Genomic DNA, 26,392 nt, shown 5'->3' on the forward strand with positions numbered 1-26,392 from the left:
CGGCGACGGTCGTCAGACCGAGTCGCGGGGGATGAGCTCGGTCTCGAGGATCGTCACGTGCGGCGCCTCGCGTCCGGCGAGGAGGTCGAGGAGGATCGAGGCCATCCGCTCCCCCTGCGCGAACGAGGGCTGACGCATCGTCGTCAGCGCCGGTGTCACCGAGGTGGCGACCGGTGAATCGTCGAAGCCGACGATCGAGATGTCCTCGGGAACACGGATGCCGGCGGCGGTGAGCACGCTCATCGCGCCGCGCGCCATCAGGTCGCTGGCGATGAAGATCGCATCGGGGAGGTCGCCGCCGCGCTCGAGCATGCGACGCATCGCCGCGGTACCGCCGTCGGAGGTGAACCGGCCGTCCTCGATCTGTCCTTCCAGGAGGCCGGCTTCCTGCAGCGCCTGGCGGTAGCCGCGGAGGCGGTCGACGCCGGCGGGCATGTTCAGCGGGCCGGTGATGGTCGCGATGCGGCGCCGCCCGTGGGCGATCAGGTGCGCCACGGCATCCCGTCCGCCCCGGACGTTGTCGACGTCGACGTAGTAGTCGCGCTCGCGCTCGCGCACGGGGCGACCACCGTAGACGACCGGGACGACGGCGGCGATCCGGTCGATGAACGTGTCACTGGTGTGGTGCGACACGACGATTGCGCCGTCGACGGCACCACTGCGGACGTAGCTGGTGGTCTTGTCGCCGGGGTCGTCATTGGCGATGAAGAGGTTCAGCACGTAGTCCGAACGACTGAGTCGGGCGTTGATGCCCGACACGATCGCGGCGAAGAACGGGTCGCCGAAGAACCGCGTCGTGTCTTCGGGCACGATCAGCGCGATGGCGTGCGTCTGACGGCTCGCGAGCGAACGAGCCGCACGGTTCGGCACGTAGTTCAGATCGGCGATCGCACGGTTGACCGCGTCGAGCGCTTCCGGGCTCACGGCCGTCGAGCCGTTCACCACGCGCGACACCGTCGATCGGGAGACCCCGGCCGCCGCGGCGACCTCTTCGATCGTGACAGAACCTCGAACGGTGTCTGCGCTCATGTGGAACCTCCCTCGTGCGATCGCCAGTCTGTCAGGATGCCGGGACCGCGTGCGGCGCGAGTGCCCGCGCCGCGATGATACGGCTGTACTCCCGCCCGCTGTCCTTCACCGTGCGCACCTGCGTGTCGTAGTCCACGCGGACGATGCCGAAGCGCTTCTCGTAGCCCCACGCCCACTCGAAGTTGTCGAGCAGCGACCAGTAGAAGTATCCGCGGACGTCGACGCCGGCATCCTGGGCGTCCAGAATCGCCGCGAGGTGATCGCGGACGAACTCGACGCGCTCGGCGTCGTGGACCCGGGGCTCGCCGGCATCGACGACCAGCTCGTCGTCGTAGGCGGCGCCGTTCTCGGTGACGTAGAGGGTCACGTCGGCGGGCTGGGCGTACTCGCGCCACACGCGCGTGAGCAGGCGGGTCAGACCCTCGGGCTGGACCTCCCAGTTCATGGGCGTGCGAGGCAGGCCTCGCTCGTGCCAGAAGATGCCGTCGGATGCCGGGAAGGGCGACCGGCCGGGACGATCCGTCGGCGCCTCGCCGACGGGCGGCGGGACGACCGGCGCGTGACCGCTGACGAGCTCGCCGTGGTAGTAGTTCACCCCGAGCGTGTCGATGGCCGTGGAGATGGCCTCGAGGTCTCCGGGGAGGATTGCGGCCTGCAGCGCGTCGGCGGCCGCGGCGTCCACCCGGCGGAAGTCCGCCATGATGTCGGACGGGTACGCCCCGCGGAAGATCGGGTCGAGGAACCATCGGTTGAACTGTCCGTCGATACGGCGCGCGGCGTCGATGTCGGCGGGGTCGTTCGCGTCGGCCGGATCGGCGACGGTGAGGTTCAGCGTGATGCCGAGGTTGAGCGAGGAATCGCGGGCGCGCAGCTCGCGCACCGTCTGCCCGTGCCCGAGCAGCAGGTGATGCGCGGCCAGCATGCCCTCGGCGTCACTGTAGTGCCCGGGTGCGTGGATGCCGGCGGCGTAGCTGAGGAACGACGAGCACCAGGGCTCGTTCAGCGTCGTCCAGACGTTCACCCGGTCGCCGAGGGCGTCGTGCATGTCGAGCGCGTACTCGGTGAAGCGGTCCGCCGTCTCGCGCACGGTCCAGCCGCCGCGCTCCTGGAGCGCCTGCGGAAGGTCCCAGTGGTAGAGCGTCAGCCACGGCAGGATGTCGGCCTCGAGCAGCTCGTCGACGAGACGGCTGTAGAAGTCGACACCCTTCGGGTTCAGGTCTCCCCCGTCGGGCCGCACGCGCGACCACGAAGTGGAGAAGCGGTACGTCTGCAGCCCCATGCGCTTCATCAGCGCCACGTCGTCGCGGTACAGGTGGTAGTGATCGCACGCGACGTCGCCGTTGTCGGCGTGGATGACCGCGCCGGGCTCACGGCTGAACGCGTCCCAGATCGACGCCCGACGCCCGTCCTCGAAGGCGGCGCCCTCGATCTGGAAGGCGGCGGTGGCGGCACCGAAAAGGAAATTCGCGGGGAAGGCGCGCTCAGAGTTCTCGCTCATGCGGGCGGCATCCTCTCTGGATATGGGGGGAAACGGACGAGGTGTGTGCGGGTGAGGGATGCCGGGGCTCAGCCCTTGACGGCGCCCGCCATGATGCCGCTCACCAGCTGCTTGCCGGCGAAGATGAACAGCATCAGCAGCGGGATCGTGGCGAGGATGACGCCCGCGAGGACGATGGAGTAGTCGACGAAGTAGTTCGACTGCAGCAGCGACAGCGCGACCGGCAGGGTCGGGTTCTGGCGGTCCAGCACAATGAAGGGCCAGAAGAAGTTGTTCCAGGCGCCCACGAACGTGAACAGGAACAGCATGGCCGCGGCGGGGCGGGCGGCGGTGACGCCGACGGTCCAGAAGGTGCGGATCATGGATGCCCCGTCCATGCGGGCCGCCTCGATGAGCTCATCGGGCACCGCCTGACGGAGGTACTGCGTCATCCAGAACACTCCGAAGGCGCTGGTGAGCGCGGGGATGATGATCGCCCCGATCTGACCGGTCCAGCCGAGCTCGGAGAACAGGATGTACAGCGGCACGACGCCGAGCTGCTGCGGGACGGCCATCGTCGCCACGACGAAGACCAGCAGAGCCGGGCCCCCGAGGAACTTCAGCTTCGCGAACGCCCAGCCCGCGAGCGTGGAGGTGATGACCACCGCGGCCGCGATGAGGAACGAGCTGTAGATGGAGTTCCACAGCGCCGTCCAGAAGTTCACCGCGGGGTTGTTGACGACCGCGGCGGCGTTGTCGAAGAAGTTGCCGGCCGGGACCCACGGGAACGGTCCGCGCAGGGTCGAGGAATCACCGGAACCGATGATGAACGACCAGTACAGCGGGAAGACGGCCGAGATGATGATGACGACCAGCGTCCCGTAGGCCCAGAAGCCCGGACGCGATCCGCGGATGCGGGTCGTACGCGAACCGCGCTTGCGCGCCTTGCGGTTGGGGATGTTCTCCTCGACGACGGCGAGGGGAGTGGGGTATCCGATGCTCATCGCTTCGCCTCCACGTCCTTCTTTGCGGCCCGGGCGAGCTCTTTCGCCTGCCGTTTGCTGATCTCGGATCTGAGGCCCTCATCTCGCACGAGGGTGCGTGTGATGAGCAGGTTGAGCAACCCGATCCCGAGGATGATGATGAAGAGGATCCAGGCCATCGCCGCAGCGCGACCGAAGTTCCACTGGCCCCAGCCGATCTGGTAGAGGTACAGCGTGATCGTGAGCCACTGCTGAGCCGCTCCACCGCGACCGAACTGGTCGAACACGCGCGGCTCGTCGAAGATCTGCAGGCCGCCGATCGTGGCGGTGATGATGACGAAGATCAGGGTCGGCTTCAGCGACGGCAGCGTGATGCTGAAGAACTGGCGGATCGGACCCGCACCGTCGACGGTGGCGGCTTCGTAGTAATCCCGGTTCACGGCCTGCATCGCGGCCAGCAGGATCAGGGCGTTGTAGCCGGTCCAGCGGTAGTTGACCATGGTCGCGATGGCGACGTGGCTCCAGAAGGGGTCGACGTGCCACGGGATGGCCGAGAGGCCGAAGGCCTGGAGCCAGGCGTTCGCCAGACCCGACTGGTCGGCGAAGATCGCGTTGAAGATGAGGCCGACGGCGACCGGCGCGACCACGAAGGGCACGAGGACGCTCATCCGCCAGAAGGTCTTGGCGCGGAGATTGCGGTCGAGGACCGAGGCGATGAAGATCGCGAGGATGATCTGCGGGATCGTCGACAGCAGGAAGATCGAGAAGGTGTTGCGCAGCGCGGTCCAGAAGTGGGGCTGCGAGAGGATCCAGATGTACTGGTCGAACCCGACGAAGGTGCCGGAGCCCCGGATGAGGTCCCAGTCCATGAACGAGATGATCGCCGTGTAGATGATGGGGAAGAGTCCCACCACCGCGAAGGTGATGAAGAACGGCGAGATGTAGAGGTACGGCGAGACCTTGAGGTCCCACTTGCTCAGCCGCTGCGAGAAAGACAGCACGCGGGGCTGGCGATGGGGCGGCGTCGGAGCGCCGGCGCGCGTCTTCGGGCGCGGTTCGGTGACAGTCACGATCGTCCTTCGAAAGTGGGTGGCTCGACGCGGGCGACCAGGGGCGCTGGCCGCCCGCGTCGAAGAGGAATCAGATCAGAAGCCCGAGACCTGGGTGACCCAGGTCTCCCAGCTGGTCTCCGGGTCCTCAAGGCCGTCGAAGACGCGGGTCACCGCATCCTGGAGGGCGTTGTGGTACTGGAAGTACTGCGGTCCCTTGAACGGCGTCACGGTGATCGCGTCCGCACGGTCGGTGAGGATCTGGCCGGTCGGGGCGTCGTTGAAGTACTCGTTGGTCGAGTCGAGCAGGATCGGGCTCTCGAGCGCCTCGCTCTGGCTGGGGAACGTGCCCGCGTTCTCGAACGCCTTCAGCTGCTGCTCGGGAGCGGTCAGCCAGTCGGCGAGCTGCTGCGCGGCCTCGACGTTGGCGCCGTTGGCCGGGACGACGAGGTACGATCCGCCCCAGTTTCCGCCGCCGCCCGGGAAGGCGTTGGCGATGTTCCAGCCCTCGGTCTCAGGGGCGTTGCCCTCGATGATGCCGAGCATCCAGCCCGGGCAGAGCATCGTGGCGAACTCGCCACCGGCGAGCGAGGCGAACCAGTCGTCGCTCCACTGTCCGGCATAGGCCGAAATCGGCACCGCGCGCTCGACGACGGTGTCGTACGACTCGCGGACGTCGGGGTTCTCGGTGGCGATGATCGCGCCGTCGGGCTCTTCGTAGGTGTACTCGAGCTGATTCATGATGCCCTGGAGCACCGCGTTCGCCGAGTCGACGAAGGGCTGACCGGTGGCTTCGGTGTAGTCGTCGGCCACGTCGAAGAAGGCGTCCCAGGTCGGGAAGAGCGCCTCGACGGACTCACGGTCGGTCGGAAGCCCCGCGGCCTCGTACAGGTCTTCGCGGTAGCAGATGCCCTGGGGTCCGATGTCGGTGCCGTAGGCGACGAGGTTGCCCTCGGCGTCCGTCGCGGCGGCTTCCTTGAAGTCGATCCAGCGGCCCTTGACGTCGTCCGGCACCGGGGTGAGCAGGTCCGAGTACTGCATCATCTCGGCGAACCAGTCGATCTCCACGCCCTCGACATCGGCGAGACCGGTGTTGCCGAGCTTCTGGAAGAAATTCGCGCGGGCGTCGTCGGACGTCGATGCCTTGTTGTGGACGACCTCGATGCCGGTCTCTGCGGTGAACTCCGCGAGCAGCTCGTCGGTGTAGCCGAAGTCGTTGAAGGTGGCGAGGGTCAGGGTGTCGCTGCCCGCGTCGCCACCGGCGTCGCCGCCACCGGTGTCGCCACCGCTGGTGCAGCCGGCCAGGACGATGGCGGTCGCCGAGAACGCGGCGACCGCGGCAGCGCTTCTGCGCATGGCTCGTGAGTTCACTGTCACTCCTTTGTGTGTTCAGGTCAATTGGTGTTGCAGAGGATTCGGCCTCAAAATGGTGCGGGAGACCTCGGTGTCGTGGGAGCGTTCCCACCGAACGTGATCACACGCTATGAGATCGCTCCCACGATGTCAAGAGAGCGCTCCCACGTTTTTGGTCACGGTGCGATCACAGCCCGGGCACGATCGTGATCCGACCAGGCTCGTCGCACGATCGCGGTCGGGAGGGCGGCGGCCGTAGACTGGGCCCACCCCTGCCCGCGACATCCGGAGCCTTCATCATGCCCACCATCGTCGTCGACGTCATGCCCAAGGCCGAACTTCTGGACCCGCAGGGGAAGGCCGTGTCGGGCGCACTGTCGCGACTCGGCAAGGACGCCTTCACCGATGTGCGCATCGGCAAGCGCTTCGAACTGACCGTCGAGGGCGAGGTCACCGACGAGATCCTCGCCGAGGCACGGCGCATCGCCGACGACATCCTCTCCAACTCCGTCATCGAGGACGTGGTCGGCATCGAGGTCGTCGAATGACCGCGCGCATCGGCGTCATCACCTTCCCCGGATCGCTCGACGACCGCGACGCGCAGCGCGCGATCCGCATCGCCGGCGCCGAACCCGTCGCCCTGTGGCACGGATCGCACGACCTCGAGGGCGTCGACGCCCTCGTCCTCCCCGGCGGCTTCAGCTACGGCGACTACCTCCGCGCCGGGGCCATCGCCGCCCTCGCGCCGATCATGGCCGAGGTGAAGGATGCCGCCGCGAAGGGGATGCCGATCCTCGGCATCTGCAACGGCTTCCAGATGCTCGTCGAGGCGCACCTCCTCCCCGGCGGCCTCATCCGCAACGCGCACCAGCAGTTCATCCGGCGCGACCAGCGCCTGCGGGTCGAGAACGCCGACACCGCCTGGACGTCGGACTTCACCGACGGCCAGGAGATCGTCATCCCGCTGAAGAACGCCGACGGCGGCTACATCGCGTCGGAGGACGAACTGGACCGCCTGGAGGGCGAAGGACGCGTCGCGTTCCGCTACCTCGGCGTGAACCCGAACGGGTCGCTCCGCGATATCGCCGGGATCGCCAACGACCGCGGCAACGTCGTCGGCCTCATGCCGCACCCCGAGCACGCCGTCGAAGAGGGCTTCGGCCCGAACACCCCGGCCGCCATGCGCTCGGGCGTGGACGGTCTGCCGTTCTTCACCTCCGCGATCTCGGCCCTCGCCGCCGCGGCGGTCTGAGCCGGAGCGGCCGCGTCGGCAGTCGCGGGTAGCGTGGAGCGGGTGACTTCCCGCCGCATCGTCGTGACCGTGCCCTCCGACCGCCTCGCCGCCGACCTGGGCGAGCTGCCCGACGACGTCGAGCTGGTGGTATGGCCGATGGACGGGCCCGCCCCGCGTGAGGCGATCGACATGGTCGTGCCCCCGTACATGTCGATGAAGACCGTCCTGTCGCGCCTCGAGGGCGTGGAGACGGGGCTCATCCAGAGCCAGTCGATCGGCTACGAGGGCGTCGAGGACCTGCTGCCCGCCGGGCACCTCTTCGCGAACGCCGCGACCGTCCATGAGACCTCGACCGCCGAGCTGGCGGTCGGGCTCGCCATCGCGGCACAGCGCCGTATCGACCGGTTCGCCGTCGACACAGCCGCCGGTCGCTGGGAGTCGATGTTCACCGAGAGCCTCGCCGACCGGCGCGTGCTGCTCCTCGGCTGGGGCGGGGTCGGTAAGGCCGTCGCCGCCCGGCTCGCCGGGTTCGAGGTCGACCTCACGGTCGTCGCCTCCCGCGCGCGCGTCGAGGACGGGATGCCGGTGCACGGGGTGGACGAGCTGCCGGCGCTCCTCGGCGCTGCCGAGATCGTCATCCTCACCCTCCCCGGCGGCGACAGCACGCACCGCCTCGTCGACGACGCGTTCCTCTCGGCGCTCCCCGACGGCGCGCTCATCGTCAACGTGGGGCGCGGCTCGCTCGTCGACACCGATGCCCTCGTCGCGCACGTGGAGCGCGGTCGGGTGCGCGCGGCTCTCGACGTCACCGATCCCGAGCCGCTGCCGGAGGGGCATCCGCTCTGGTCGCTTCCGGGTGTGCTCATCACCCCGCACGTCGGGGGCGCCTCGTCGGCGATGACGCCGCGGATCGCGCGCCTCGTGCGGAAGCAGATCGACCGCCTGCGCGCGGGCGACGAGCCGCTGAACGTGGTGCTGCGCGGCTGAGCCGCATCCTCGGGCTGCGCGGCCGCGTCAGGGGCGGCGCCGCGTCAGGGACGGCGGTCGATGTCGGCGCCGTCCCACAGGTCGCCGCACTCGACCTCGGCCGCACCGTGCGTGCGGAGGTACGGGCTGGCCCCCTGGTCGCCGCGGGCGGTTGCGGCGAGCTCGTGCCAGTGGGCGCGTCCGAGCACGACCGGGTGCCCGGGGCGGCCGTCGTAGGTCGCTCGCGCGAGCGTCTGCGAGCCGGTATCTGCGGATGCCGCGATGAGGCGGCGGACGGCGGCGCCGGGAAGAGCGGGGATGTCCACAGGGATGACGACCGCACGGTCGGCGGGGAGGTCGTCGAGCGCGCTCATGACCGTGCGGAGTGTGGCCGAGAGCCCCTCCGCCCAGTCCGCGGCGACGACGATCGTCGCCTGGTCAGGCACGAGCGGGCGAGCCTCGACGGCGCTCGCGCCGAGCACGACGATGACCTCTCGGCATCCGCCCTCGTGGAGCGTCGCGACCGCGCGCGCGACCCACGGGTCGCCGTCGGGCGTCCGGGCGAGCGCCTTGGGTCCGCCGAAGCGCGTGCCCGCGCCCGCGGCCAGCACCACCCCCGCGACGCCCCGCTCATCCACCCCTCGACGCTACCCCGCCCCCCATTGGCCGCGAGACTGCATCCTCCCGTCGAGACTGCGTGCGCGGCGTGCAGTCTCGACCGGAGGATGCAGTCTCGGCGTCAGGGGAAGGGGGCGGGGCGCGGGGTCAGGCGAGGTGGGCGTCGGTCCAGATGCGGATCGCGTCGCGGATCGTCGCGGCGCTCGCCTCACCGCCGTAGACCGCGGCGAAGCGCTCGTCGGCGACGTACATCTCCGCCAGGCCGGTGTACGCCGCGCGGTTCGGGGCCTTCCCGCCCCACTGCTCGGTCACCCAGCGGTGATGGACGGCGATCAGCTCCTGGAATCGTGAGCTGTTGGGAGCCTCACCGTCATCGGCGGCCGCGCGCAGAGCAGCGTTGACATCGAGGCTCCGCTTGTCGTCCTCTGCGCGTTGCTCCTCGCTCATCTCGGCGCGGCGCTTCGCGGAGCGTTCCCACGCCGCGTCACCCCACCGGGTGCGCACCTCCTTCTCATAGCGACTTTCGTCAACACCGGAGAACACGTCGTCGATGGGCATCTCTCGTCCTTTCCTCACCGCGTCCCGCACACGGCGGACATCAGTGATCTGTTCTGTGATTCGTTCTCGCCGCTCCTCGAGGAGCGCGAGGTGCCCCTCGATCGCGTCGGCGAGGGTCGTGTGGTCATCGAGCGCGCGCCGGATGGTCGGCAACGGGAGTTCGAGGGCCCGGAGCGACAGGATCCGGTACAGCCGCGCGACCTCGGCATCGCCGTAGAAGCGGTATCCGTTGTGCGCGACGCGTGACGGGTGCAGCAGGCCGATCTGCTCGTAGTGCCGCAGCGCCCGGCTGGTGAGGCCGGTCGCCTTGGCGAGGTCCTTGATCGCCCACTCCGTCACGGTCTCCTCCTCAGCGCGCGTTCGATGCCCTCACTCTGCCGGTTGACGCAGCGGCAGAGTCAAGCGCGCGACGCCGGCGCGCGCAGTGTTCTCGTGCGACGGGCTCCGATAAGTTCGCTCAAATGAGTCGGCGTCGTCGTTTCGTGGCAGCGGCCCTCGTGACCGCCGCGACGGCGGGGGGCCTGGTCGCGTGTGCCCCGGAGCCACCGACGGACGCGTGGGTCCTGACGCCGATCTCGTACGACAATCGGCTCGATGGCGACGGCGGCGCCCCCGAGCACATCGACCTGACGTATCCCATGGCTTTGACCGGCGACACCGCGGGCGGCTTCTGGGGACACTCCGCCGGCTCCTTCGTGCACATCGACGCCGACGGCACCGCGGTCAGGCGTTTCAACCTCGACCCAGGCGCACCCTCCGGCATGACCGTCGCGCTCAATCCGACGACGCTGGTGATGACGAGCCAGACAGATGCCCGGTTCACGAGCTCCGTCGTGCTGTTCGACACCGACACCATGACGTTCAGCGACCTCTCCGACGACACGCGCACCATCGGCGCCCTCGCTGCACACGGCGGCGACGTGTACCTCGCCGTCTACGGATTCGGCGAACCGACGTTCACTGTTGAGACGCTCTCGGCGAGTGCACCGGGCACCCCGCGGCAGATCGGCCCCGCCTTCGACGGGCACGGTCCCCTGGCGATCGACGTCGACGATGCGGGAACCGTCTACGTGGCCACCGAGAGCGAGCGGATCGTGATCTCCGACGAGGGCACGATTCTGCACCGCGAGGACGTCCCGAGCGTCCGGCCCGCCGTGGCGGTCAACGGTGACGGCGATGCGGTCTGGACCGGTCAGGCACCGGCATCCGCGGACGTCCCGTCGTTCGTGCGCGGAGGCTCGGGCGAGGCGCGAGACATCATCGCGACGTACTCGGAGTGCGCCGCGGGCCCGAACGCTTCCGAGTCCGCCGTCGACGTGCTCACCCTCGCGACGGGCGCCACGGAACGCTCGCTCCCCTTCCTCTGCGGGCAGGCGAGAGTCACCTGGATCGATGACGACCAGCTCGTCGCCTCGGTCGGGACGGAGAACGGCGCAGTGCTCGTGCGCATCGCGCCGCCCGGGCAGGCGCGGTGAGGACCCCGCGCGTTCAGGACAGGCGGCGCATCTCGGCTTGGATATCCGACTCGCTCGGTCCTGTGCTGCCCGGACCGAAGGCACGGATGCCGGTCGCGACGACGCCGATGGCGATACCGGCGATCGGCCATATCGGCCAGAACCCGCCCATGCCCGTCACCGCCCAGATCACGATGAACATCGCCGACAGCGCGATCCATGTGACGAGCGCGGACCAGAAGTGGCGCTTCGCCTTCAGCCGCTGCACGGCCCGATCCCGCAGAGATGCCTGGTCTGTCATGCGCGAAGCCTATCGACGCCCGTGCGCCGCGGGAATGGCCGGAACACGGCTGTAACACGACGACTGTAGCGTCGGCATCCGCGCGTCCTATCAACCATGGCCGCCGGTCGGGACTCCCCCGGCGGGCAGGGCGGGGACTGCGACGATTCCGTCGTCTCAGACCCTCAGGAGAAACCATGGCTACCGTCGACAAATCCACCGCCGGCGTCAACACCCGCCAGTACCACGTCGCCCTCGCACCCGGAGAGGTCTCGTCGGTCGCGCTGCTGCCGGGGGACCCGTTCCGCGTGCCGCTCGTCGCGGAGTTCCTCACCGACGTCAAGGAAGTCGCCCACAACCGCGAGCACCGCACCATGACCGGCTGGTACAAAGGCCGCCACATCACCGCGACCTCCACCGGAATGGGGTGCCCCTCCACGGCGATCGCGGTCGAAGAGCTCGCGCGCGTGGGCGTGACCTCGTTCATCCGTGTCGGCAGCTCGGCGGCGGTCCAGCCCGGCATCGTCCCCGGCGATCTGCTGGTGAGCGAGGGCAGCTTCCGCAACGACGGCACCACCGACGCCTACCTCCCGAAGGGCTTCCCCGCCGTCCCCGACCTCGAGCTGACGACCGCACTCGCGCGGCACTCGGAACGGATCGCGACGGATGCCGGAACCACCTCGCACCGCGGGATCAGCGTGAGCGACGACGCGTTCTACGCCGAGACGCCGGAGTGGATCGAACAGCTCAACCGCATGGGCATCCTGAACGTCGAGATGGAGGCGTCGGCCCTGTTCATCGTCGCGCGTCTGCGGGGCCTCCGCGCCGCAATGGTCTGCGCGTGCTCCAGCAACCTCATCGACGGTGCGTCGCTCTATTCGGGCGTCAAGCCGGCCCTGTCGGACGGCTGGATGCGGTCGATCGAGGCGGCGCTGGAGACCGCTGTCGAGCTGGAGCTCTGAAGGCGGCGACTTTTTCTCGGATTGTTTTCCATATCGGTGAGATCTTCCTCTTGGATGTCGGAGGCTGTCGCTAGTCTTCGAACATGAATACGAGCCGGTTGATCGAGCACGCCGCCGAGCGGATCACCCCCGCATTGGGGGCGATGGAGGTCGAGAACGTCCGCAACCGCGATCGCGCCGGCGCGATCGCGGAACGCGTGTCGCGGCGTCAGCCCGCGTCGGTGCGGTCTCAGGAGATGGTCTACCGCTCCGTCGCCGCGGAACTCGCTGGGGTGACGTTCACCACCGACCGGTCGATGCAGGCCCAGATCACCCAGGCCGTGGAGTGGGTCGAGTGCTACCCGGCGACGTTGACCGCGTGGGAAGCGGGGCGGATCACCCGCGGGCACGCCACCGCCGTGTTGCGGTGCGGGACCGTACTGCCCCGGGACGCGCGGGCCGACTTCGACGCGGCCGCCGCGGAGTTGTGTGTCGGGCAATCTCTGGGGCGCGTGAAGGACCGCCTCGACCATCTCGCCCAGGAGTTGCACCCCCGCACGTTGGCGGAGCGGCACCGGGACGCGCGATGCGAACGCCGCGTCGGGTCGATCCCCGCCGGCGACGGAATGTCGGATGTCATCGCCCGCGTCCCCGCGATCCTCGCCGCGGCGATCGATGACCGGTTGAACGAACAGGCCTCGACGATCATCGACGCCGACCCCGACGGACGCACGCGGGATCAGATCCGCGCGGACGTGTTCTGCGACATGCTCCTGACGGGCTCGCCGTTGGCGGACCCGACCATTGATGATGACGGGAACGGGACGTTGGGGATGATCCGCGCCAAGGTGCAGGTCGTCGTCCCCGCCCTCGCACTGTTGGGCAAAGACGATGACCCGGCGAGTGACGCGACGACGGTCGATCTCGTGGGATCGGCGCCGATCGACCCCGCCACCGCCCGGGCTTTGGCCGGCGTCACTGCCTCGTGGGAGCGTCTCGTCGTCCACCCGGTGTCGGGGCAGGTGCTGTGCACCGATTCCTACCGGCGGACGGCGTCGATGGCGCGATTCCTGAAAGCCCGCGACCGGCACTGCCGGTTCCCGGGATGCCGCCGCCCCGCCATCCGCTGCGAGCTCGACCACACCCTCGACTACGCGTTGGGTGGCCCCACCGACATCCGCAATCTCTGCCATCTATGCCAACGACACCATTCGATGAAGCAATTCACGTCCTGGGGTGTCGGACAGCTCGGCGGCGGAGTCCTGGAATGGACCTCACCGACGGGACGGGTCTACATCGACCATCCCCCGGCGCCACTGGTGAGATTCATGCCCTCCGGAGGTGGGGCACCACCGCCGGACGAGGGTGGCGGCGCACCGCCGCCCGACCCCGCACCCTTCTGACCCCCCTTGTTGTGCTCCGGCAGACGCGTCAGAGTGAATTGCGGCGCGGTCGACCCGACCACCAGACGTACACCGCGGCGAGGACGAACGATCCGGCGAGGATCACGATCCACCACGGGAACGTCGGGATCTCCGGACGTGCACCGGCACCATCGAGATCGCCCTGGGGAGTCGGAACGATCCGCTCTCCGGTGACCAGGATGCGGTGACTGTTCACGCCCAACGGCGTGCAGGTCACGAGCGTGACCAGATCCTCACCGACGACGGGAACCAGGGATTCGGTGTCCTCGGGCTCGACCACCTGGGTGTTGATCACACGATAGGAGAGGACCTCGCCGAACACCTCGATCGTGAAAGTGTCCCTCACCTCGACCTGGTCCAGGTTCGTGAACAGCTCCGCCGTCGCAAGACCGCGATGAGCGGTGAGGACGGAATGCGTCGTTGCCCCGCCCACCGGCAACGCGGTTCCTTCCAGATGCCCCACGCCCTCATACAGGACCTGCTCGCTCGTCCCGTGATAGACCGGCAGATCGACGCGGATCGCCGGGATCTTCAGCCGCGCCATGATGCCGGTCGCATCCGACCGCAGCTGCTCGGCATACACGCTCGACTGATCGGGAACATTGGCCAACGGGAGCCGCTCGTTCGAGGCGATCTCCGCGCCCCCGTCCACGAGCCCGGCGTTGTACTCCCGCGCCGCCTCGAGCTGAGCTTCGAGGCTGTCCGCCCCGAGATCGCGAACCTGATCGGAGTACGAGTCGATCTCCTGCGATTGCACGTACTGGGCGAACCACGCAGCGACCGTCGGATACATCAGGAGCCCCACTCCGAGCAGCGCTCCGACCGCGAAAAAGAGAGGAAGGCGAGGAAGACGCCACCGAGCCCGCCGTCGATCCCTGCGCAATGGAAGCACGGAAGGGGTCGACGACACGGGAGAATCCCGCATCGTCGACCCCTTCCTCACGGTGCGACGGTAACTCAGACGGCAGCGGTCTCGGCACGCGCCGTGCGGGCGTTGCGGCGCGCCACGAACAGCGCCGAGCCCAGCATCACCGAGAGCAGAGCAGCGCCACCCGCGGCGAACCACACGCCGCCGTCACCACCGGTGATCGGCAGGACGAACGCGGGCACCTGGTTGTGCGCGAACTCGACATAGTTGCGCACCGGCGCCACCGTCGAGGTCGGCCCCGGAACGACCGCGGTGAGGACGCGATCCGGCGAAGGCAGCTGGAACCCGGCCGGGGGTGTGATCTCGCGCACCCAGTAGTTGCCGGGGGTGACGATCGGGATGACGACATTGCCGTCGGGCCCGGTGGTCCAGGTCGTCTCACCGTTGATCGAGATCGGGTTCGCCCCGTTGATCGCGTCCTGCTCGGTCAGGAACACCTGGTACACCGCACCCGCCAGCGGGCTGCGAGCGCCGTCGCTGGTCGCGTACGCGTTGATCGTCAGCTGACCGATCGGCGTGCTGCCGACAACCGTCTCGGTGGATCCGTTGACGTTGGCCGACGCGTTGTTGACGATGACACCCGACCCCGGAATCGAGGTGGCCCGCGTGAGGACCTCGAAAGTGACCGTTCCGCCCTGCAGAGCCGTGAGGCGAATCAGACCCGCGGAGGTGAACGAAACCGTCACCGTCCCGTCCTGGTTGACGATCGTGTAGTCCGCCCCCTCAGCAAAGCTCTGGCGGACCCCCGCCGCGTTCGTCACGTAGACGTTCGACGGCGTCACACCCTCGGGGGTCGTCACCGCGTCGAGGTACGTGAGCTCGCTCGGGAGCTGGTCGGTGAGGCTGAAGACATCGATCGCGTCTCCGGCTGCGAGCGTCGGAATCGTCGAGGCCACGGCCCAGCGGATCAGGTCGGGGTTCCGACGCTCCACCGAGCCCGCCGGCGCCGGAACGCGCGTCTTCGTCAGCTGCGTCACCGCGTTCTTCGGGTAGACGTGGACGTCGTAGATCCACTGGTTCGCCGGCGCGCCGGCCACTCCGGTCGGAAGCGGGAGCGTCACCAGGAACGGTGCGGCGGGGTTCGTGACCCCCGGGGGGAGCTGCGTCTCGGTGACCAGATACAGGCCGATCGGCAGTCCGTCGGGGTAGGTCGCGGCGTCCACCGGGAACGTCGCGATGCCCGCGCTGTCGGTCACGGTCGAGGTGAAGACGACCGTGTTCGGACGCTGCGCCGCCTGTGCGGGCGTCAGCTGAGCGGCCGTGGTCCACCCCTCAGGGGTCGTCAGGTCGACACCCGAGACCAGCGTGGCCGTGAACTGCGCACCGGGGAGCGGGTCCGCGGGCGGGTTCGCCAGCTCCTGACCCGTGGAGAACGGATTCAACGGGGTGGACGGGCCGAGCGCGTGCTTGTGGATCGTCAGCGAACGGTCTTGGGCGGAATCGATGTTGCCGGGGAGGGTGACGGCCGATGCCGGAGCGACGGCTCCGACGGCCGCGATGACCCCGAATGTGAGCACACTGAAGACAGCGGCTGCTTTTCTGCGGATGGACATTGTGTTCCTTTCAAGGAGTTGCACTGCGATGAGGATCGGAAGAGGCGGAAGGGGTGGAGGAGGCGGGAGAACGCGAGAAGACGGAGACGAAACCGAAACGGAGCCGCGTCGGACGCCGCTTCCCGTTCATCAGCGCACCCGCGAACATCAGGGCGAGGAGCAGGCCGCCGGCGATGACGAAGGCGTCTGCGCCGAGACCGCCCGTCAAGGGCAGGTCGGGGCCCACCACGGGCGCGTTCACGAAGCGGTAGACGACGTTCGATCCCGCGGGAGGCGCGGTGATGGTCCTGCTGGGCACCGGCGTCCACGTCGTGCCGTCGAGGCGCTCGAGCCGGAGGGTCTGATACGCCAGCCGAGTTCCCGGCACCGTGGGCGCCTCGGAGAGGGTGTACTCGTGACCGGGTCGCACTTCGAAGGTGTTGGCCGGATTGCCCGCAACGGTGTACGTCGCGCCGACGCGATTCTGTACCGGCAGAGACGCCCCGGGCAGGATCGCGGGTGTGGCGGTGAGGGTCCAGGTCGACGCTTCGAACCCGGGGCTCGGTGTGACGACATCCTTGAGCAGCGTCATCGTCGCCGTCGCGTTGGTCACCGTGCACGTGACAGCCGCGCCGGTATGCACGGTCACATCCCCCGCGGGAGTGACGGCAACCTCCGCGCCGGTCGACTCGACGCATCGCCACGCGCCGACCTGGACGTACGCGGCCGTTCCGCCGGTTTCGCTCAGGCGGTACGGGCGCCCCGGGCTGACCGGAACGTTGGTCGTCGCCGCGACACCGGTGGTGCCGCTCGGCCCCGGCAGAGCACCCTGGGGCGCCTGCGCGGACAGGAGCCAGGCCGTCGGCGCCGCGGTCCCGAAAGACACCGACTTCACGAGGGTGAGCGTGGTGATCGGCTGATTGGTCAGCGTGCAGGCCACCGTGGCGGAGGGAGCGATGCCCGGCAGAGACGCGGAGACGAGGCCACCGACCGTGGTGAAGGATGCCGCCACAGCACTGCCGTTGACGGTGCACGCGCCGCTCACGAAGGAGAACCCCGTCTGCTGCACCTCCGAGACGATGAGGGTCGCGCGGGAGGCGGCGGAGCCGAACAGCACGGTCCACGCCGCATTACCGGACGCGTCACTGTTCTGTCGCGGCGCCTCGCTCGGCAGCACCGTGACGGTCCCCACCGTCGCCGTCCCCGCGACGCCGAGGCTCCACCCGGCCGCGGGCGCGCTCTGGCCGGTCGCCGGGTCGAGCACCCGTTTGGTGACGGTCACCGTCGCAACGGGACTGGGGGAGTTGAAGAACGTGCAGACGACGTTCGCTCCGAGGCGGTCGGGCATCGTGACGCTCGCCGAGATCGTCGTCGTGTTGACGATGCGCACACCGTCCGTCCAGCACTCCAGCCGCACGGTGTAGGCGCCGATCGCCGACGTGGAGCCGGCCGCCATGGCCTCCGAGACCGTCAGAACCGTGTTGACGCGAGCGGGGAACGGCCCGACCTGAGCGGTCTGCCGCCCCGTCGTCGAGCCTGTGGTCGTTGCCGTGCCGACGGTCCCGCTTTCACCCGACAGGGTGAGCGTGAACTGATCGGCGGCAGCAGCACGCCCGACCACGTTCTTCTGCACCGTCACGGTGCCCGGGGACGTGCAGGTGGCCAGGTCGGTGGAAGCGAAGTCCAGCCGGGGCGACCCTGCGATGCGGACCCACGAGGTCGGATCGAACTCGTACGTGCTGGTGTTGCTGGAGACGTAGACGGTGCCCCGCGGCGAGAAGGCCAGCCCGTTGGCGCTCCCGAACGCCGGCGAGCCGTCGAGGCCCGTCAGCGCACGCGGCGTCGACGTGCTCACGGCAAGGGTGCCGCCGCTCGCTGCGGCGAGTGTCTGCGCAGTCACCGTGAAGATCGCGACGCTGCTGGCGTTGTTCACCGTCGCCGCACCGAGGACGTACAGGTTGCCGCGAGAGTCGAAGGCCATGTCGCCGTTGCCGTTCGGTGCGGTGCCGGCGTTGAAGGAGCCCACATACGCGAAGCGACTCGCGGTGGGGGCGGACTCCGTGAAGCTCCACAGGTGGAAGACCCCGCCGTTGAATTTGCCGAAGAGGAAGCGCCCCGTGGTCAGGTCGACGGCGCCGGCGACCAGACTGCCCGGCACGGCTGCGCCGCCGGCACCGACCGTGGTGTACCCGGTACCCGGAAGCGTCTCGAACCCGCCGGTCGTGGACCACTTCAGGATCGACAGCACGTTGGCGGCATCACCCGATCTGTTCAGTGCGTAGGCGAGCGTCCCCCCGGCACCGACGCCGAGCGAGTTGGCGCCGGTCACGTTCGACCACGAGCCGACCGTCGCCTGGCCACCGCCGACGATGTCGCCCTGGATCAGGGCTCCGTTGGTGGTCACTCCGTAGAAGAGTCCGCTGTCGCACGCCAAGCGCTGCTGCTGCAGGGTGTTCCGGAACGTGCAGACAATCTCGGCGCCGTCCTCCTCGGGCATCGTGATCGAACCGGAGCGGGACGTGCCCGTTGCGACGACCGTGCCGTCCCGCACGCAGTCGTACGAGCTGGCGTAGCCGATCGCCGCCCCGGAGGTGGGCGTCTCGTTGATCGTGTAGGTCTGCCCGGCGGTGACGATCAGCCGAGACACCTGCGCGGGCTGGATACCCGTCGCCGTCCCCGTCGTCGTCGCCGACGCGAGCACCGTCGAGCCACTGCGCACCGACAGGGTGAACTGATCGGTCGAGGCCGCGCGGGCCGGAAGGTCCTTGCGCACCGTCAGACGCGAAGCGGGAGTCGCGGTCAGCGACGTCGCCTCCGGCGGGTCCAGGACCGTGACCACATCGTCCGGCGCGTTCGTGAAGGAGCCTTCGACCGTCGCGACCACATCGACGGTGATCGTGCACGAGGTCGCCCCGGTCGCGAGGTCGCCGCCCACCGCGGCGATGCTCGACCCCCCTGCGGCCGCGGTGACCGCGAACGCGGTTCCGGCGACCTGTGTGCAGGTTCCTCCGACGGCCGGGGTCGGGGCCACGACGATGCCGACGGGAAGGGTGTTCGTGAATGACCAGTCGTTCTTCGCGATCAGGTCCGTTGTGTTGGTGATGGTGTAGGTGAGCGTGCTGGGCGTTCCCTCGGGGACGCTGTCCGGGCCGAAGGCCCAATCGAGGCTCGGAGTCACGTCCAGCACCCGCAGATTGTCGACGCCGAACCCGCTTCCGGTGGCCGTGGCGCTGTTCGTCAGGCGGATCCGCGCCGCGGCGATCTGCGCGGACGTGAGCAGGGTCGCAGCCGTACCGGTGTAGGTGATCGCGCGCGCGGACGTCGAGAGGGCCGGGTCGCCGGCCGCGGGGGTCAGGACGGGGGTGGAGGTGTAGTAGACCGCGCCTGTCGCCGTGCACGGGGTCACCGCCGTGGGGAAGGCAGTGAGCAGCGTCGTCCCGCCGGAAAACAGGCTCAGAGACAGAGCGGGGGCACCCGTCCCGCACGGATTAGCCGCCGCGTCGAAGCGGAGCGTGTAGTAGCGCGAGCCGCTCGCGGTGATGCCGAGCGTCGACGCGCTCTGCACGACGGTCGTCCCGGTGCCGATCGGGGCGTAGGGGCGCGCGACGAGCGCGTGGTTACCCCGCGTCACGTCGCTCGAGGCGCTCGCGGGCGCTGACGCAGACGTGGAGCCTGGGGTACCCGCGTTGAGCTGACCGAGGATGTCGGCGAGCCGGCGGACCTCGCGTGCTGCCGAGGTGTTCGTGCCCGAGGCCTGGCTGGGGCAGAACTGCGCGTTCGGATAGGTGGCGGTGTAGTTCACCAGGACTCCAGTGCAGTTCGTTCCGGCAGCCCATCTCGAGGACGCCGTATACCGCCCACCGGCGTAGGTCGCGATCCCGGAGGGCGCGGTGGTGTTGAGGCCCTGCTCGAACGTCTCGATCCACACTTCGCCGGGGTCGGCGGGGACACCGGCCGCGAGGATCGACACCGCGGATCGACTCTCCGGACCCGACATCGACTCCTCGTCGGGTGCCTCGTTCAGAGCCTTCGTCCGAGGTGCCTCCGGCGCGGTGGTCACGGGAGCCGTCGGCGTCGGCGTCGGCGTCGGCGACGCGGTCGGGGATGACGTCGGGCTCTCGGGCGGCACGGGGGATTGGCTGGGCGACGCGGTCTCGGCCGGGGCCGGCGTCTCGGCCGGCTGTGGTGTCGCGGACTCGCCGGCGGGGGGCGAGGGAATCGGCGAATCAGCCGGGTTCGGACTCGGCGTCGCGGGTGATGGGGACTCCTCCTCCGCCTCGTCGACCGTGCTCGCCTCCGCCGCGCGGGCGATGCCTACTCCGTGCCCGTTCAGCAATCCGAGGAGAAGCACGATGATCGCGATCGCCGCAACCCACGACCGACGCCCCCCGGAACGGGGGCGAGCGGCGAGGTTCTGCGCAATCATTGAGAGTCCAGGTCGGGGAGCGCCGAGGACTTCCCCCGAGGCGGGCACCATGTGCGCGTCTTCTCAGCATTTACACATGTGATCGTGTGCTCAAAGTAAGTGAATCCAAAGTCCACACGCAACCCCGAGGCGAAAATTGCGGGGGTTTAGCCTGTCCCTCGCGCGCTTAACACCCGCGAAATCCGGGCCTGGTTCACTCGGGGAGTCCCCGATCCGGCATCCGTGGAAGGAAGGCGCATGGACATCACCTCCGTCACCTCCTACCGCTTCGCGCGCACGCGGGCCGACCTCGCGCTCGCCCCCGGCGAGCGCGTCCTCGCAGGCGGCACCTGGCTCATGAGCGAACCCCAGCCGGACATCACCGGGTTCGTCGACATCACCCGCATGGACTGGCCCGACCTCGAAGTGCACCCCGGCGGTCTGCGCATCGCCGCGACGTGCACCATCCGCCGATTCGTCGACTTCTCACGCGACGCGATCGACACCCACGAACCGACCTGGCCCGCCCTCGCCGCCGTGACGGATGCCGCGCACGCCCTCCTCATGTCGTTCAAGGTGTGGAACACCGCCACCGTCGGCGGCAACGTCTGCCAGTCGTTCACCGCCGCCGCGATGGTCTCCCTCCTCACCGCCCTCGACGCCGACGCGATCATCTGGACCCCCGACGGCGGCGAACGCCGGCAGCCCGTCGCGGACTTCGTCACCGGACAGATGACGAACACCCTCGCGCCCGGGGAAGTTCTCCGAGCGATCGAGGTACCGGCGTCCGCCCTGGAAGCGAAGGTGTCGTTCCACAAGATGGCCCTCGCCGAACTCGGCCGCTCCGGGATCGTCGTCGTCGGCCGCCGCGACACCGACGGCGCCACCACCATCGCCGTGACGGCATCCACCCTCACACCGCACGTCTTCGCCTACGACACCCTCCCCGACCCGGACGTGCTCGCCACCGACGTCCGGCGCCCCGACGACTTCTTCACCGACGCCCTCGGCGACGCCGACTGGCGGCGTGAGATCACCGCCGTCCTCGCCGAGCGCGTCCGCCGCGCCCTGGAGGAACACCGATGAGACTCACCGTCGACGGCCGCGAATGGGAGGGCGACGCCGCCCCCGGCCAGTGCCTCCAGACGCTCCTCCGCTCCACCGGCACCATCTCGGTGAAGAAGGGCTGCGACGCCGGCGACTGCGGCGCCTGCGCGGTGATCCTCGACGGCGAACCCGTCCACTCGTGCATCGTCCCCGCCGCACGCGTCGACGGTTCGGTCGTCACCACCGCAGCCGGCCTCGCCCCCGAGGGCGACCTGCATCCGGTCCAGGAAGAACTCGTCGCACGCTTCGGCTTCCAGTGCGGCTTCTGCACACCGGGCATGGCCGTCACCGCCTCGACTCTGACCCCCGACGACCTCCCCGAGCTCGACCGTCGCATGAAGGGAAGCCTCTGTCGCTGCACGGGATACCGCCCCATCCGCGACGCCATCGAGGCCTCCGTCGGCGCTCCCCCGGACGGCTGCGCATCGACGCTCGGCGCCGTCCGCGAGACCGGAAGCACCAGCGGCGGCATCGGGTCCTCGGTCATCCCGGAGGCGGCCCGCCGCATCGTCCAGGGCCTCGAGCCCTTCACCCTCGACACCGGCGGAGACCACGACACCGGCCTCGCCGGGCCTCCCGTCGACACCCTCGTCCTGCGCGTCGTCGGCTCCCCGCACGCCCACGCCCGCATCTTCTCCATCGACACAACTGCGGCCCTCGCCGTCCCGGGCGTCGTCGCCGTCCTCACCCACGAGGACGCCCCCGCCACGCGCTACTCCACAGGCCGCCACGAACACCGCGAAGACGACCCCGATGACACCCGCGTCCTGGACGACGTCGTCCGCCACATCGGACAGCGCGTCGCCGCCGTCGTCGCCGAGACCGCCGCGGCAGCGGATGCCGCAGCCCGCCTCGTCCGCATCGAGTACGACGTACTCCCGGCGGTGTTCGATCCCGAACTGGCCCGCACGCCCGGCGCTCCGCTCCTCCACCCCGAGCGCACCCCCGAGGACCGCGTGTCCGAGGCGGACCGCAACGTCATCGCCTCGATGCACGACACCACCGGCGACGTCGACGCCGCCTTCGCCGCGAGCGCCGCCGTCGTCTCCGGCGAATGGCAGACCTCGCGCGTGACGCACGCGCAGCTCGAGACCCACGCGAGCGTCGGCTGGCTCGACGGCGACGGACGTGTCGTCATCCGCTCCTCCACCCAGGTGCCCTTCCTCACGCGCGACGAACTCGCCCACGTCTTCGACATGCCGCGGGAGCGCGTGCGCGTCTTCGCCGCGCGCGTCGGCGGCGGCTTCGGCGGGAAGCAGGAGATCTTCACCGAAGACCTCGTCATGCTCGCCGTCCTCCGCACCGGCCGACCCGTGACCTACGAGTTCTCGCGCACCGAGCAGTTCACGCGCGCCTCGCTCCGGCATCCGATGCGCGTGCGGGTCACCCTCGGCGCGGACGCCGGCGGCACGCTCACCGCGATGAGCCTCGATGTCCTGAGCGACACCGGCGCGTACGGCAACCACGCCATCGGCGTCATGTTCCACGGCGTGGCCGAGTCGACCACGGTGTACCGCGTGCCGCATCGCCGCATCGACGCCGAGGTCGTCTACACCAACAACATCCCCTCGGGTGCGTTCCGCGGGTACGGGCTCGGACAGGTCATGCTCGGCGTCGAATCGGCCATGGACATGCTCGCCGAGCGCCTCGACATCGACCCGTTCGAGCTCCGCCGCCGCAACGTCATCCGTGCCGACGACCGACTGCACCCCGACGACGACCCGTACGAAGAAGACCTGGTCATCGGCAGTTACGGGCTCGACCAGTGCCTCGACCTCGCGCAAGACGCCCTTCGCCGCGGCAACGGCGTCACCGCTCCCGACGGCTGGCGCGTCGGTGAGGGCATGGCGCTGGCGATGATCGCCACGATGGCTCCGCGCGGACACTTCTCCCGCGCCCGCGTCTCGCTCCGCTCCGACGGCGACTACGTCGTGCGCGTCGGCACGGCCGAGTTCGGCAACGGCACCACGACCGTCCTGCGACAGATCGCGGCATCCGTTCTGCACGCCCCGTTCTCGCGGCTGCGGCTGTGGAACGCCGACACGGATGCCGTGGAGCACGACACCGGCGCTTTCGCGTCGACCGGCATCACCGTGGCCGGAAAGGCCCTCACCGCCGCCTGCCACGCCCTCGCCGAACGGATGCGCACCCTCGCCGCGGAGATCGCGGGCGTCGATGTCGCCGACGCGACCCTCACCGACGCGGGCGTCTCGACCCCGGCGCGCGTCGTGTCGTTCGCCGACGTCGTCGCCCGTGCCGGCGACGACGAGCGCGACGAGAACGGCCTGTTCGCGCTCGGCGGCGAGGACGGCGACCTCCGCTCGGTCGCCTTCAACGTCCACGCGGTCCGGGTCGCGGTCGAGCCCGAGACCGGTTCGGTGCGGATCCTGCAGTCCGTGCAGTCGGCGGATGCCGGCACCGTCATGAACCCCGCCCAGCTGCGCGGCCAGATCGAGGGCGGTGTGGCGCAGGGCGTCGGCAGTGCGCTCTACGAGGAGGTCCTCGTCGAGGACGGGCGCGTGCAGAACCCGATGTTCCGGCTGTATCGCGTGCCGCAGTTCGCCGACGTCCCCGAGACGGAGATCCTCCTCGCCGACACCTCGGACCGGGTCGGTCCGTTCGGGGCGAAGTCGATGAGCGAGTCGCCCTACAACCCCGTCGCCCCCGCGATCGGCAACGCCATCTCGCGCGCCCTCGGCGCCCGGGTCTTCCACCAGCCCTTCACCCGGCAGCGCGTCTGGCGCACCGCGCAGGGCGTCCCGACCCCCACCCGCACCCCCTCGGAGTAGCCATGTCGCTTGCCACCACCTTCACCATGAGCCTTCCCGACTGGCTCGTCGCCGAGATCGACGACCTGCCCGAGACCCTCCCGACCCTCGAAGACCGGATGGCGCTGGTCAACCGCCTCGCCGACCGCAACTGGCGCGAGGGCAACGGCGGACCCTTCGCCGCGATCGTCGTGGACGACGCGACCGGCACCCTCGTCTCCGTCGGTGTGAACGTCGTGCTGTCGACCGGGGTCACCTCCGGCCATGCCGAGGTGATGGCCCTCGGCCTCGCCCAGGCCGCTCTCGGCCGCTGGGACCTCGGCGCCGGCGCCGAGCTGTCGCTCGTGGTCAACTGGCGCCCCTGTGTGCAGTGCTACGGCGCGACGATGTGGAGCGGCATCCGTCATCTGGTCGTCGCAGGCTCCGGACCGGAGCTCGAGGAGCTCAGCGGCTTCGACGAGGGCCCGATGGTCGCCGATTGGGCCGCCCAGTTCGCCGCGCGCGGCATCCGCGTCACCGAGGACATCCTCCGCGACGAAGCGCTCGAGGTGTATCGCGCATACGGCGCGAGCGACGCGGTCGTCTACAACGCCCGCGGCGAGAGCTGAGGCCAGGTCCCGCGCCAGGGGTCCCGCGTCACCACGCCTGCTTGACCACGAGCAGCCGGAAGGGCGCACCGTCCGCCGACCACCAGCGGTGCGACGTCCCTCCGGGCGAGGAGACCGACGCCCCGGGCTCGAGGTCGTGCACGCGCCCGTCGAGCTCGATGCGCACGCGACCGGCGAGGACGTAGACGAACTCGTCCTCCGCGTGCACGAAGTGCTCCCCCGGTTCGACCGCGTCGCCGGAGATCTCCATCGGCCGGAACGTGCCGGGGCGGTGCGCGAGCATCCGTGCGGTGCCGGAGGCGAATCCCTCGGGCACCGCACCGGAATCCGGGCCTACCACCTGCACGGCGGGAGTCGTGTCGGGATCCTCGTCCGCGGCGGCGATGATCTCGATCGGACTGGTCTCGAGCGCGACCGCGAGGCGGCGGAGTGATCCGAGGCTCGGTTGCGCGAGCCCGCGCTCGAGCTGACTCAGGAACGGATGCGACAGGTCGATCCGCTCGGCCAGCTGCACGAGCGTGAGCCCGCGCGCGTGGCGCAGCCGCCGCACGTGAGCACCGAGCCGTCGCGCGGCGGCGGCGTCGTCGGTGATCGTGGAATCGCTCATCGACGCGCGGTTCCCGGCCTCAGTCGGGGAGCGGAACGTCGTGGGCGGCGGCGTACTCCTCGACGGCGGCGACGTACGCCGCGCGCCGGGCGGGCGTGATCCACGACACCTCGAACGAGTTGATCGCGAGCTGCACGAGGTCGGTGTGCGACAGGCCCGCCTGCTCGGCGAGCGCGACGTAGTTGTCGCCGACGTACGCCCCGAAGTACGCGGGGTCGTCGGAGTTGATCGTGACACGCACGCCCTCGCGGAGGAGCCCGACGATCTCGTCGGACTTCATCTGCTCCGTCACGAACGAGTTCGACACGGGGCACGTCGTGAACCCGAGACCGCGTTCCTTCGCGATCGCGACGAGTGCGGGGTCCTCGACGATGTTGGTGCCGTGGTCGATGCGATCGACCCCGACCTCGTCGATGACGGCGCGGATGTTGTCGATCGATCCGACCTGGTCGATGTCGCAGTGCATCGTGAGGAAGAACCCCTCGGCCTTGGCGCGCGCGAAGACCGCCGCGAACTTCCCGGGCGGGTTGTCGCGCTCGTCCGAATCGAGACCGACGCCGACAATCCACCGACGATAGGGCAGCGCCTCCATGAGGGTGGCCATGGCGTATTCGGCCGAGAAGTCGCGCAGGAAGCACAGGATGAGCTCCGCCGTGATCCCCAGCTCGTCCGCCGCACGAACGGCCGCTCGACGATATCCGCCGATGACGTTCTCGAACCGCACGCCGCGGCTCGTGTGCGCCTGGGGGTCGAAGAACATCTCCGCGTGCACGACGCCCTGCGCCTTCGCCCGGACGAGGTACTCCCACGCGAGGTCGTGGAAGTCGTCCGCGGTCTGCAGCACCTCCATGGCGGGGTAGTAGATCGCGAGGAAGCTCGTGAGGTCGGTGAAGTCGTAGCTCGCGCGGATCTCCTCCACGCTCGTGTGCGGCAGAGTGATGCCGTTCCGCTCGGCGAGGGCGAACTTCAGCTCGGGCTCGAGTGTGCCCTCGAGGTGCAGGTGGAGTTCGGCCTTGGGGAGGCCGAGGGCGAAGTCGCGGAGCGAAACGGTCATGCGAGGTCCTTTCGGGG

At 69.5% G+C, this 26,392-nt stretch carries 22 protein-coding genes; 9 read left to right on the top strand and 13 right to left on the bottom strand.

All coding sequences use genetic code 11. The features are described from left to right. Nucleotides 1-12: 12 nt before the first annotated feature. The 5 genes from KZC50_RS03625 to KZC50_RS03645 form a co-directional block, all read right to left on the bottom strand. Entirely contained in the window at nt 13-1,029 is a 1,017-nt protein-coding gene (locus tag KZC50_RS03625) for a LacI family DNA-binding transcriptional regulator (RefSeq protein ID WP_310890643.1), read from the bottom strand. Between the two features lie 31 nt (nt 1,030-1,060). Beyond that, a complete protein-coding gene (locus KZC50_RS03630; RefSeq protein WP_301131879.1) occupies nt 1,061-2,527 on the bottom strand; it encodes a glycoside hydrolase family 1 protein in 1,467 nt (488 codons plus the stop codon). A gap of 68 nt (nt 2,528-2,595) precedes the next feature. Further along, a complete protein-coding gene (locus KZC50_RS03635; RefSeq protein WP_310890644.1) occupies nt 2,596-3,510 on the bottom strand; it encodes a carbohydrate ABC transporter permease in 915 nt (304 codons plus the stop codon). Continuing rightward, a complete protein-coding gene (locus KZC50_RS03640; RefSeq protein ID WP_310890645.1) occupies nt 3,507-4,559 on the bottom strand; it encodes a carbohydrate ABC transporter permease in 1,053 nt (350 codons plus the stop codon). Before KZC50_RS03640 ends, KZC50_RS03635 begins: the two co-directional genes overlap by 4 nt. Before the next feature lie 75 nt (nt 4,560-4,634). Further along, nucleotides 4,635-5,909: an ABC transporter substrate-binding protein gene (locus tag KZC50_RS03645; protein WP_310890646.1), complete on the bottom strand. Its 1,275-nt coding sequence runs from the start codon at nt 5,907-5,909 to the stop codon at nt 4,635-4,637. A gap of 281 nt (nt 5,910-6,190) precedes the next feature. Here KZC50_RS03645 and purS point away from each other — a divergent pair, with 281 nt between their 5' ends. From purS to KZC50_RS03660, 3 genes are read left to right on the top strand one after another with little or no spacing between them, the layout of a single operon-like run. Next, nucleotides 6,191-6,439 (top strand): phosphoribosylformylglycinamidine synthase subunit PurS, encoded by a 249-nt coding sequence (gene purS / locus KZC50_RS03650; RefSeq protein ID WP_236967772.1) that lies wholly within the window; start codon nt 6,191-6,193, stop codon nt 6,437-6,439. Beyond that, on the top strand, nt 6,436-7,143 hold the full coding sequence (gene purQ / locus KZC50_RS03655) for a phosphoribosylformylglycinamidine synthase subunit PurQ (RefSeq protein WP_236967771.1): 708 nt from the start codon (nt 6,436-6,438) through the stop codon (nt 7,141-7,143). Before purS ends, purQ begins: the two co-directional genes overlap by 4 nt. Nucleotides 7,144-7,185: 42 nt before the next feature. After that, nucleotides 7,186-8,112: a 2-hydroxyacid dehydrogenase gene (locus tag KZC50_RS03660; RefSeq protein ID WP_310890647.1), complete on the top strand. Its 927-nt coding sequence runs from the start codon at nt 7,186-7,188 to the stop codon at nt 8,110-8,112. A 44-nt stretch (nt 8,113-8,156) separates the two neighbouring features. On the opposite strand, the gene KZC50_RS03665 is transcribed toward KZC50_RS03660, so the two are convergent. Together KZC50_RS03665 and KZC50_RS03670 are read right to left on the bottom strand one after the other, a co-directional pair. Further along, entirely contained in the window at nt 8,157-8,729 is a 573-nt protein-coding gene (locus tag KZC50_RS03665; protein WP_310890648.1) for a nucleotidyltransferase family protein, read from the bottom strand. A gap of 127 nt (nt 8,730-8,856) precedes the next feature. Further along, entirely contained in the window at nt 8,857-9,606 is a 750-nt protein-coding gene (locus KZC50_RS03670; RefSeq protein ID WP_310890649.1) for a MerR family transcriptional regulator, read from the bottom strand. A gap of 122 nt (nt 9,607-9,728) precedes the next feature. Between KZC50_RS03670 and KZC50_RS03675 the strand changes: the two genes are divergently transcribed. Further along, nucleotides 9,729-10,742, top strand: a complete 1,014-nt coding sequence (locus KZC50_RS03675; RefSeq protein WP_310890650.1) for a hypothetical protein — start codon at nt 9,729-9,731, stop codon at nt 10,740-10,742. A 13-nt stretch (nt 10,743-10,755) separates the two neighbouring features. Here KZC50_RS03675 and KZC50_RS03680 read toward each other — a convergent pair whose 3' ends face one another. After that, complete coding sequence (locus KZC50_RS03680) at nt 10,756-11,022, bottom strand: 2TM domain-containing protein (protein WP_310890651.1); 267 nt, start codon at nt 11,020-11,022, stop codon at nt 10,756-10,758. Between the two features lie 176 nt (nt 11,023-11,198). Between KZC50_RS03680 and KZC50_RS03685 the strand changes: the two genes are divergently transcribed. Beyond that, complete coding sequence (locus KZC50_RS03685; RefSeq protein ID WP_053546609.1) at nt 11,199-11,963, top strand: nucleoside phosphorylase; 765 nt, start codon at nt 11,199-11,201, stop codon at nt 11,961-11,963. A gap of 83 nt (nt 11,964-12,046) precedes the next feature. After that, on the top strand, nt 12,047-13,345 hold the full coding sequence (locus KZC50_RS03690; RefSeq protein ID WP_310890652.1) for an HNH endonuclease signature motif containing protein: 1,299 nt from the start codon (nt 12,047-12,049) through the stop codon (nt 13,343-13,345). A gap of 28 nt (nt 13,346-13,373) precedes the next feature. On the opposite strand, the gene KZC50_RS03695 is transcribed toward KZC50_RS03690, so the two are convergent. From KZC50_RS03695 to KZC50_RS03705, 3 genes are all read right to left on the bottom strand, one after another. After that, entirely contained in the window at nt 13,374-14,159 is a 786-nt protein-coding gene (locus tag KZC50_RS03695; RefSeq protein WP_310890653.1) for a class C sortase, read from the bottom strand. A 164-nt stretch (nt 14,160-14,323) separates the two neighbouring features. Then, nucleotides 14,324-15,847 carry a SpaH/EbpB family LPXTG-anchored major pilin gene (locus tag KZC50_RS03700; protein ID WP_310890654.1) on the bottom strand — a complete coding sequence of 508 codons (1,524 nt, stop codon included), beginning with the start codon at nt 15,845-15,847 and terminating at the stop codon, nt 14,324-14,326. Between the two features lie 10 nt (nt 15,848-15,857). Beyond that, nucleotides 15,858-19,886, bottom strand: coding sequence for a DUF7933 domain-containing protein (locus KZC50_RS03705; RefSeq protein WP_310890655.1), 4,029 nt, complete (start codon nt 19,884-19,886; stop codon nt 15,858-15,860). 603 nt (nt 19,887-20,489) lie between these two features. Between KZC50_RS03705 and KZC50_RS03710 the strand changes: the two genes are divergently transcribed. Genes KZC50_RS03710 through KZC50_RS03720 form a run of 3 tightly spaced genes read left to right on the top strand, consistent with a single transcriptional unit; the run spans nt 20,490 to nt 24,714 of the window. Continuing rightward, nucleotides 20,490-21,317, top strand: a complete 828-nt coding sequence (locus tag KZC50_RS03710; protein ID WP_310890656.1) for an FAD binding domain-containing protein — start codon at nt 20,490-20,492, stop codon at nt 21,315-21,317. Continuing rightward, a complete protein-coding gene (locus KZC50_RS03715) occupies nt 21,314-24,127 on the top strand; it encodes a molybdopterin-dependent oxidoreductase (protein ID WP_310890657.1) in 2,814 nt (937 codons plus the stop codon). The genes KZC50_RS03710 and KZC50_RS03715 overlap by 4 nt, the downstream gene beginning before the upstream one ends. A 2-nt stretch (nt 24,128-24,129) precedes the next feature. Continuing rightward, nucleotides 24,130-24,714 carry a nucleoside deaminase gene (locus tag KZC50_RS03720; RefSeq protein WP_310890658.1) on the top strand — a complete coding sequence of 195 codons (585 nt, stop codon included), beginning with the start codon at nt 24,130-24,132 and terminating at the stop codon, nt 24,712-24,714. Nucleotides 24,715-24,742: 28 nt separating this feature from the next. Here the strand turns inward: KZC50_RS03720 and KZC50_RS03725 are convergent, their stop codons facing one another. Continuing rightward, nucleotides 24,743-25,321 carry a helix-turn-helix domain-containing protein gene (locus KZC50_RS03725; protein ID WP_310890659.1) on the bottom strand — a complete coding sequence of 193 codons (579 nt, stop codon included), beginning with the start codon at nt 25,319-25,321 and terminating at the stop codon, nt 24,743-24,745. 19 nt (nt 25,322-25,340) lie between these two features. Further along, nucleotides 25,341-26,375: an adenosine deaminase gene (add, locus tag KZC50_RS03730; protein ID WP_310890660.1), complete on the bottom strand. Its 1,035-nt coding sequence runs from the start codon at nt 26,373-26,375 to the stop codon at nt 25,341-25,343. Between the last annotated feature and the right edge of the window lie 17 nt (nt 26,376-26,392).

The organism is Microbacterium aurantiacum (assembly GCF_031625015.1).
GTDB lineage: Bacteria > Actinomycetota > Actinomycetes > Actinomycetales > Microbacteriaceae > Microbacterium > Microbacterium aurantiacum.

What these genes read in the sequence shown, in the direction of transcription:
- purS (WP_236967772.1), top strand. Translation starts at nt 6,191, where the DNA reads ATGCCCACCATCGTCGTCGACGTCATGCCCAAGGCCGAACTTCTGGAC.
- KZC50_RS03625 (WP_310890643.1), bottom strand. Translation starts at nt 1,029, where the DNA reads ATGAGCGCAGACACCGTTCGAGGTTCTGTCACGATCGAAGAGGTCGCC.
- KZC50_RS03675 (WP_310890650.1), top strand. Translation starts at nt 9,729, where the DNA reads ATGAGTCGGCGTCGTCGTTTCGTGGCAGCGGCCCTCGTGACCGCCGCG.
- KZC50_RS03630 (WP_301131879.1), bottom strand. Translation starts at nt 2,527, where the DNA reads ATGAGCGAGAACTCTGAGCGCGCCTTCCCCGCGAATTTCCTTTTCGGT.
- KZC50_RS03700 (WP_310890654.1), bottom strand. Translation starts at nt 15,847, where the DNA reads ATGTCCATCCGCAGAAAAGCAGCCGCTGTCTTCAGTGTGCTCACATTC.
- KZC50_RS03680 (WP_310890651.1), bottom strand. Translation starts at nt 11,022, where the DNA reads ATGACAGACCAGGCATCTCTGCGGGATCGGGCCGTGCAGCGGCTGAAG.
- add (WP_310890660.1), bottom strand. Translation starts at nt 26,375, where the DNA reads ATGACCGTTTCGCTCCGCGACTTCGCCCTCGGCCTCCCCAAGGCCGAA.
- KZC50_RS03715 (WP_310890657.1), top strand. Translation starts at nt 21,314, where the DNA reads ATGAGACTCACCGTCGACGGCCGCGAATGGGAGGGCGACGCCGCCCCC.
- KZC50_RS03635 (WP_310890644.1), bottom strand. Translation starts at nt 3,510, where the DNA reads ATGAGCATCGGATACCCCACTCCCCTCGCCGTCGTCGAGGAGAACATC.
- purQ (WP_236967771.1), top strand. Translation starts at nt 6,436, where the DNA reads ATGACCGCGCGCATCGGCGTCATCACCTTCCCCGGATCGCTCGACGAC.
- KZC50_RS03695 (WP_310890653.1), bottom strand. Translation starts at nt 14,159, where the DNA reads ATGTATCCGACGGTCGCTGCGTGGTTCGCCCAGTACGTGCAATCGCAG.
- KZC50_RS03710 (WP_310890656.1), top strand. Translation starts at nt 20,490, where the DNA reads ATGGACATCACCTCCGTCACCTCCTACCGCTTCGCGCGCACGCGGGCC.
- KZC50_RS03720 (WP_310890658.1), top strand. Translation starts at nt 24,130, where the DNA reads ATGTCGCTTGCCACCACCTTCACCATGAGCCTTCCCGACTGGCTCGTC.
- KZC50_RS03690 (WP_310890652.1), top strand. Translation starts at nt 12,047, where the DNA reads ATGAATACGAGCCGGTTGATCGAGCACGCCGCCGAGCGGATCACCCCC.
- KZC50_RS03685 (WP_053546609.1), top strand. Translation starts at nt 11,199, where the DNA reads ATGGCTACCGTCGACAAATCCACCGCCGGCGTCAACACCCGCCAGTAC.
- KZC50_RS03725 (WP_310890659.1), bottom strand. Translation starts at nt 25,321, where the DNA reads ATGAGCGATTCCACGATCACCGACGACGCCGCCGCCGCGCGACGGCTC.